Below are 7371 nucleotides of genomic sequence, written 5' to 3'. Positions count from 1 at the left end.
GGGGTGGGAAGCGGACACCCCAGATCTAAGAGTTACTCTGGCACCGCTTCCACGTCGGTCGCTGTTAGAAGCGCGAGCCGCACCCCATCGTCGTCTTGATATGCCATCGTATTGGGTGGCACTAGTTCGATCCTCGCTGTGAATAGTGCCTCGACGGATCGTGCTGGGTAAAACCCTATCAGCGCGTCTGGATCCATCACCTTCTCCAGCCCGTCTGCGAAACGGTGGACGCCGTAGCGGTGTGAACACTCCATGATGTCGATCCGAGCTCTCTCTCGCCCGTCCGACGAATAGCGGCCTCTGAAGGCGATCACCTCCCCGACATGGTCGCGCGCTGAGGTCCGCAGTTCACAGGCTTGGGACGATAGAGTTGCACTTTGGTCGGCCTGCGAGAACGCAGTCGAGCAGGAGCTACAAATGGCCGAGGCCGCCAATATCGAAATCACTCTCATGCTCGAACGGTCGCACCTACTCTGAATGTCCGCAAAGGGTCGATTTGCGAAGTTGGCTCACTTCCCGAAAGCGGACATCGGTTGCCTTTGTCAGGAGCCAACGTTGCGGACTTCCGATAGGGGTGGGGAGCGGCCATTAAGTGCACACTGGCAAGCTTATCACGGCTAGAATAATTTGGCTTTTTGCCGAAACTGGAGGTGAGCCCTTGATCGCATTTCCACCCGATCCTCCTTCCATCATTGGCAGCGCTATAGCCATTGACGGCGACACGATCGAAGTTGACGGGCACCGCTTACGTCGATGGGGCATCGACGCTCCGGAGCTCGACCAAAGCTGCACCGCCCCGTCTGGACCCTACCGTTGCGGTGAAAAGGCGAAGGTGTACCTTGCTGGCTTACTGAAGGGCCGGACCATCCGTTGCCAACCTTGGACTGATGTCGGTGACGACGGAACAGTAGTTGCCTTCTGTGCTCGATCCATGAATGGGACCACACACCCTTGGCAACTTCGATCCCTTCAGCACGATCTCATCCTGGAAGGGCACGCGATAGACTATCCCCGATATAGCTCCGGCGCCTTTGCAGAGGCGCAAGCTATCGCGCAACGTTCCGGGGCTGGCTTATGGGTAGGGGATTTTCAGCCGCCATGGGAGTGGCGAGCGCGCCGCTTCGTGCGCGAGGACTTGGCAGATTAAGCCGAGCAGCATGACCAACTGAAGACGGGAGTCCGCTTTGGGTCGATTTCCGAGATTGACGTGGCTGCCTAAAATGGACTTTTGCACAGCGGCACCAAGTGCCAGCGGAGGTCGAGTCCCCTTGGAATTTTTTACAGCTAGATCGTAACTGATTGAGCTATATAGGGCGGATGTTGCGCGGTTTTACACGTTGCGCCTTGTTTTTATTGATATTCAGGCCGCCTTCTAAGTGGGATGTTGCAGGTTCGAGTCCTGCTGGGCGCGCCATCTCCGGCGGCTTCGAGGGGCTGATCCATGACTGAACATCTGACCTCGTCCGATCAAGCCGTCCGTGTCGCCGCACTTTACCGGTTCGCGCCGGTGGCCAACCCCGAAGCCGTACGCAAGACGCTTCAAACGGTCTGCGACGCTGTGCAGGTGAGGGGGACCCTGCTCGTCGCGCCGGAGGGTCTGAACGGCACCATAGCAGGATCCGAGGCGGCCATCGCAGCGGTGCTGTCCACGATCCACGCCATGCCAGGATTCGAGACGCTCGAACTCAAATACGCCTGGACAGACGCCCTGCCGTTCCACCGGATGAAGGTGCGCGTCAAACGCGAGATCGTCACCATGGGACAGCCGGATCTGGACCCTGCGACCCAGGCGGGCGTCTACGTTGCGCCCACGGGCTGGAATGCCTTGATCGCCGATCCCGAGACCTTGGTGATCGATACGCGAAACGACTACGAGGGCGAGATCGGCGCGTTCGAACGGGCCGTCCAACCCAATACCCGCAGCTTCCGTGATTTTCCCGACTGGTTCCGGAGCGAAGGTCGCGCCCTGATTGAGCAGACCGGCGCCAAGCGCGTGGCCATGTACTGCACCGGCGGCATTCGCTGTGAAAAGTCGACCGCCTTCCTGAAAGCCGAGGGTGTTGAGAACGTCCACCATCTGGAAGGCGGCATCCTTCGCTATCTTGAGACGGTGGATGAGGACCAGAGCCTGTGGCGTGGAGAGTGTTTCGTCTTTGACGAACGCGTCTCGGTCGGGCACGGCCTAAGCCAAGGTCCCCACACCTTATGCCGGGGATGTCGTCTGCCTGTGGATGAGGCCGGTCGTGCTTCGCCGCACTATATCGAAGGCGTAAGCTGTGAGCGCTGTCACAACGCCCGCGACGAGGTCCAGCGGCAGCGATATGCCGAGCGTCACAGGCAGATGGAGATGGCCCGAGAACGCGGAGACACGCATCTGGGGAAAGCCCGAGGGACTGAAATCGCCTAACGACGGGAAGGACGAGGGAAGAAGGCGCTGGTGCGGGCGGCATAGGCCTCGAACGCCTTGGGTCGCGACTGTCGCATATGCTCTTCCAGCAAGGGCACGCCGGACACCTGGGTCAGAAGCCAGTACATATAGGCTGGTCCGGTCAGAGCTAGCCAACCCCAAGGCCATGCACCGCTCAGATCGATGGCGAACACAGGCCAAGCGCACCAGCTCACCCATTCGAAAAAGTAGTTCGGGTGGCGTGACCAGGCCCACAGACCGACATCGCAGATTCCACCCTTGTTGGCCGGGTTGCGTTTGAAGGCCGCCAGCTGGCGATCCGAAACGGCTTCTCCAACCAGGGCTCCGACAAAGATCAGTGTCGCTACGGCATCCTGAAGCGTCAGGCCGGGCGCCGGGTTGCGTGCCGCCGCCATCACGCTGAGCGCCAAGAAGGCGGCGGCTCCGGCTTGCAACATAAGGAAGCCGAACATCTTGACCTGAAAACCGGCGCCCCAGTCCTTTCGTAGACGCGCGTAGCGAGCGTCTTCGCGCTCCTCGTGGGCGGCGCGAACAGCGATGTGGGACCCTAGCCGCAAGCCCCATAGGCCGATCAGAAGCGCTGCAAGATACTGGCGCAATGACGGAGCGGCGCCGTCGATCGGGAAGAGTGCGACGCCGACGCCAGCCGCTCCCAGTCCAAGCGACCAGAAGGCGTCCGCCCAACCGCCCTGGCCGGTTCGTTTCTGAACCAGCCAGGCCGCAGACATGACGACAACGAGAAATAGGGCGGTGACACCCCAAATGGCCGCGAGAGCGGTCACAGGCGAACGAAGGGCTGGATCAGCTTGCCGACCCATCCATCCAGTTGAATCTGACCGTCAAGCGCGACGACGCACAGGCACGGCTCGTCTGACACCACACGGGGTTGGTGCAGCACCTCCGGATCCGCCTCTTCGAAATCCCCCACATCGAACCGCTCGGTTTCGGTCGCATAGGCGCCGGAGATGACGCAAGTCAGCTCGACGCCACCATGCGTGTGTTTTGGCGTCTCACGACCCGATTCGATCTTCAGAAGAATGACACGGCAATCCCCATCTCGCGGCGCATGGACGTCGCGCACGCGCATGCCGGGCCCGACCCAGCGCCATGGACCCAGCGCATAGCGTCGCAACGGCTCGGGCAGTTCGGGCATGTCGTTCAACGGCGCGCTGTGGTTGGCTTTGCCCGTATCCGTCTCAATCCGCGCCATCGCCAAGGCGAGCGCATCATTCGACAAAGGGGAGGGGAGCGTCTCGTTCAAGAACTCGCCGCCGACGGATTGCAGGTCGCGCACCCAGGCGTCATTGGCCGGCCGCATCGCCAGATGCGCCGCCATCACCACAGCCTCGGGCGGACTGAGCGTGCCGGCCGCATAGGCCAGCAAACGTTCCTCGGAGGGATTGCGCTGAGGTTTCATCGCGCAGCCTCCTCGGACGGCGCGAGGATCAGACGAAGCTTGGTCATGGCGTTACGAATACGGGATTTGACGGTGCCGAGCGGCAGGCCGAGATGTTTGGCGATCTCGGAATGAGAGTTGTCCATGAAGAAGGCCAGACGCAGAACCTCGACATGGTCGGCGCTGAGCCGCGCCAGAGCGTCGCGCACGCGGTCCGCGTCTTGCGACATCGACAGCAGTTCATCGGGCCGGCGGACGTCGTCCCCCGCCAGCTCGATTTCGGGCGTCGGCAGGGGACGCGCGTCACGGCGTAGCATGTCAAGCCGACGGTTGCGAGCGATGGTGAAAATCCACGTGGCGGCGCGCGCCTTGGACGAATCAAACAGATCGGCCTTGCGCCACACGGTCAGCATGGCGTCCTGCGCGAAGTCTTCCGCCGCTCCGGGCGTCGCGCCCGACTTGATCAGCCAGGCCTTCAGCCGCGGTGCGAAATAGGCGAAGAGCGCAGCGAAGGCGTCACGATCGCGCCTCAGGGCGATCTGTTCGATCAGCCGATCGTGCAGCAGCGGATCAGGCAAGCTGTCGAGCGCCTTCACGCGGTTTGACCGATATGGCGTTGATGCGAAGGATAACGGCTCGGCATGCATGAACACTAATACGCTCAGCGGAAATGTCTGGATCAATCGCGATCCGAACATGACGGCGACCCGTAATCCGTTCATGCCCTAGCGATTGCGCTGCGGCGTATCTTTCGGAGTTTTCATGCCTCTGTCGTCCGCGACGCCCTCTGCCGAACGTCAAAAGATCGCTGTGGTCGGATCTGGCGTCGCCGCGCTGTCTTCGGCCTGGCTTCTGTCGAAACGCCATGACGTGACGCTTTACGAAAAGGGCGACCGCCTGGGCGGGCATTCGAATACGGTGATGGCCAGCGTGCCTTCCGGCGACATTGCGGTCGACACTGGCTTCATCTGCTTCAATGACGCGACCTATCCCAATCTGATCGCCCTGTTCGAGCATTTGAGGATCCCGACACGCGCGACGGATATGTCGTTCGCTGTCTCACTGGATGACGGACAGTTCGAATATGCCGCGCCAGGCTTGTTTGCTCAGCGTCGCAACGCCCTGCGTCCTCGTTTCTGGTCGATGCTGAGCGAAATCCTGCGCTTTTATCGCGACGCGCCAAAGGATTTGGCTGCGATGTCCGATTCCTCGCTGACGCTCGGCGACTATCTAAAGCGGGAGGGGTTCAGCGAGGCGTTCCGCGACGATCACCTGTTGCCTATGGCCGCCGCGATCTGGTCATCGCCGGCGCACACGCTGATGGACTATCCGGCCGAGTCCTTCATCCGTTTCTGCGGTAATCACGGCCTGCTGAAACTGGTAGGGCGGCCGCTGTGGCGCACCGTCGAGGGTGGCAGCCGCGTCTATGTCGAACATCTCGCTCGTGCCATCCAGGACATTCGGCTGGACCACGGCGTCACTTCCGTGCGGCGCAGCGACCAGGGCGTCTTCGTTCACGACAGCCAGGGCGGCGTCGAGCGCTACGACCAGGTCGTGATCGGGTCCCATGCCGACCAGGCTCTGGCGATGCTGGCCGAACCGACGGCGCGGGAGAAGGCGCTGCTCGGCGCTTTCCGGTACAGCCGAAATCTGACCGTCCTGCATACCGACGCCGGGCTGATGCCGCATCGCCGTCGCGCCTGGGCCAGCTGGAACTACATCGGAGCAGATGACGGCCTCTGCGTCACCTATTGGATGAACCGACTGCAAGGCCTGCCGGGCGACGACCTGTTCGTCACGCTTAATCCGCCGCGTCCGCCGCGCGCCGACACGATTTTGCGTAGCGAACTCTACGAGCATCCCATCTTCGATCCCGCCGCCATACAGGCTCAAAAGCAGTTGTGGAGCCTGCAAGGGCAGGGGGGCGTCTGGTTCTGCGGGGCCCACTTCGGCGCGGGCTTCCACGAGGATGGCCTGCAATCCGGCCTCGCCGTCGCCGAACAACTCGGCGGCGTGCGTCGCCCTTGGTCCGTCGCGAACGAAAGCGGGCGCATTCATTTGACGACGCCTATGGGCGCGCAACTGGAACGTGCCGCGTGACACTCAACTCGGCCCTTTATCGCGGCCGGGTCATGCACCGACGCCTTCGCCCCAAGATCCATAAGCTGAACTATCGCGTCTTCTGGCTCCTGCTCAACCTGTCGGAAATCGATGATGTGGACGCGCGCCTGCGCCTGTTCTCACGCAATCGGTTCAATCTCTTGTCTTTCCACGACAAGGATCACGGAGACGGTTCTGGCGCGCTGCGTCCTCAGGTGGATGCGTGGATGGCTCAAGCCGGCATCGACTTAAAGGGCGGAACTGTCCGCCTGTTAACCATGCCACGCGTCCTCGGATACGTTTTCAACCCGATCAGCATCTACTATTGCCATTGGCCCGACGGACGGTTGGCCGCCATGGTGTACGAGGTGACCAGCACCTTCGGCATCCGCCACGCCTATGTCATTCCGATCCCGATCGAAGATCAGGCCGCAGGCGTCATTCGTCAGGGCGCGGCCAAGGCGCTCTATGTGTCGCCATTCATGGGCATGGAGATGGATTACCAGTTCCGTGGCCATACGCCGGGCAATCGGCTCGACATGACCATCGACGGGTTAGATGCCGAAGGCGTGCTGATCACCGCCGCTATGGCGGCCAAGCGGGAATGCCTAGAGGATCGCAACATCGCTGCCGCGACAGCAGCGATCCCGCTGATGACGTTCAAGGTGGTCGCGGCGATCCATTGGGAGGCGCTGAAGCTCTGGCTCAAGGGCGTCGGTCTGACACGGCAGCTCAAACCGGCGGACACGCCAGTGACCATTCAACGCCAAGCTCAAGAGAGCCGTTTACGACCCTGAGCAACGCGTTCGCTTTATCGCCTAAGATATATTATGTGAAGCAAACCCAAGTTCGGAGGTGTTGCAAGGTATGCTTACGCTAGAGCGCAAAGCCCCGCGGCGCAGCTATCAAAACGCGCAGCAGCGGGGCTTTGAGCGGTCCGCATCCACCGCTTTTTGCTTGATTCAAGGTCTAACTTACGGGACACGCCTGATCCTTCCCCGCCTGTCTTCTGTCGATGCATCCCAATCTTCCCGAGACCCTCACGGGCCCATTCTGCGCCGATCATCTCGGCTTACCTCGATACTGACGGCCATCTCGCTCCGCCAACTCGTTATTTTTACGCCAGCGCCGCAAATAGTCTGTACCTGCAAGCAGCTTCTATGGTCCCCAGCGTCGATTTGGACGCCGCGTTACTAGCGCCAGATTTCACGGCGATCGAACAGGTCTTATCGAGCAGTCTCCTAGCCCGACAGGCCGACCAAAATCTCCGGCAATGGCAGCTCGCCTGCCGCTTCGCGTTTTCTATCTTGGAGAACTTGGTCGGCATCGATGATCCTGCACTGAAGCAGCGTCTGCGGGTCATGCGCCGGCGCTTTTCCCAGCTTCGCGTTCGTCCGAGGCGCCCGTCAAACCCAGGTCGTTCGCTGCCTTGGTCGGCAGTCGAAGT

6 protein-coding genes and 1 tRNA gene are annotated in these 7371 nt (G+C 61.3%); 4 read left to right on the top strand and 3 right to left on the bottom strand.

Features of this window, described 5'->3' with window-relative positions; translation table 11 throughout:
• Positions 1-1339: 1339 nt before the first annotated feature.
• Positions 1340-1414 (top strand) — tRNA-OTHER (locus BVE01S_RS16300).
• A gap of 27 nt (positions 1415-1441) precedes the next feature.
• Positions 1442-2407: an oxygen-dependent tRNA uridine(34) hydroxylase TrhO gene (trhO, locus tag BVE01S_RS16295; protein WP_066629889.1), complete on the top strand. Its 966-nt coding sequence runs from the start codon at positions 1442-1444 to the stop codon at positions 2405-2407.
• Here trhO and BVE01S_RS16290 read toward each other — a convergent pair.
• The 3 genes from BVE01S_RS16290 to BVE01S_RS16280 are packed head-to-tail and all read right to left on the bottom strand — an operon-like array spanning position 2404 to position 4402.
• Positions 2404-3210 carry a DUF1295 domain-containing protein gene (locus BVE01S_RS16290; protein ID WP_240612098.1) on the bottom strand — a complete coding sequence of 269 codons (807 nt, stop codon included), beginning with the start codon at positions 3208-3210 and terminating at the stop codon, positions 2404-2406. The two genes, trhO and BVE01S_RS16290, sit on opposite strands and share 4 nt — an antisense overlap.
• Entirely contained in the window at positions 3207-3845 is a 639-nt protein-coding gene (gene chrR / locus BVE01S_RS16285; protein ID WP_066629887.1) for a cadmium/peroxide/UV radiation responsive anti-sigma factor ChrR, read from the bottom strand. Before chrR ends, BVE01S_RS16290 begins: the two co-directional genes overlap by 4 nt.
• A complete protein-coding gene (locus BVE01S_RS16280; RefSeq protein WP_184279085.1) occupies positions 3842-4402 on the bottom strand; it encodes a sigma-70 family RNA polymerase sigma factor in 561 nt (186 codons plus the stop codon). The genes chrR and BVE01S_RS16280 overlap by 4 nt, the downstream gene beginning before the upstream one ends.
• Positions 4403-4586: 184 nt before the next feature.
• Between BVE01S_RS16280 and BVE01S_RS16275 the strand changes: the two genes are divergently transcribed.
• Both BVE01S_RS16275 and BVE01S_RS16270 read left to right on the top strand, forming a co-directional pair.
• A complete protein-coding gene (locus BVE01S_RS16275; RefSeq protein WP_066629886.1) occupies positions 4587-5924 on the top strand; it encodes an NAD(P)/FAD-dependent oxidoreductase in 1338 nt (445 codons plus the stop codon).
• Positions 5921-6721: a DUF1365 domain-containing protein gene (locus BVE01S_RS16270; protein ID WP_084375480.1), complete on the top strand. Its 801-nt coding sequence runs from the start codon at positions 5921-5923 to the stop codon at positions 6719-6721. Before BVE01S_RS16275 ends, BVE01S_RS16270 begins: the two co-directional genes overlap by 4 nt.
• The last annotated feature ends 650 nt before the right edge of the window (positions 6722-7371 follow it).

Source organism: Brevundimonas vesicularis NBRC 12165 (genome assembly GCF_001592205.1).
Lineage (GTDB): Bacteria > Pseudomonadota > Alphaproteobacteria > Caulobacterales > Caulobacteraceae > Brevundimonas > Brevundimonas vesicularis.
The sequence above is the reverse complement of the archived record's forward strand: the minus strand, read 5'-3'. Positions and strand labels throughout refer to the sequence as shown.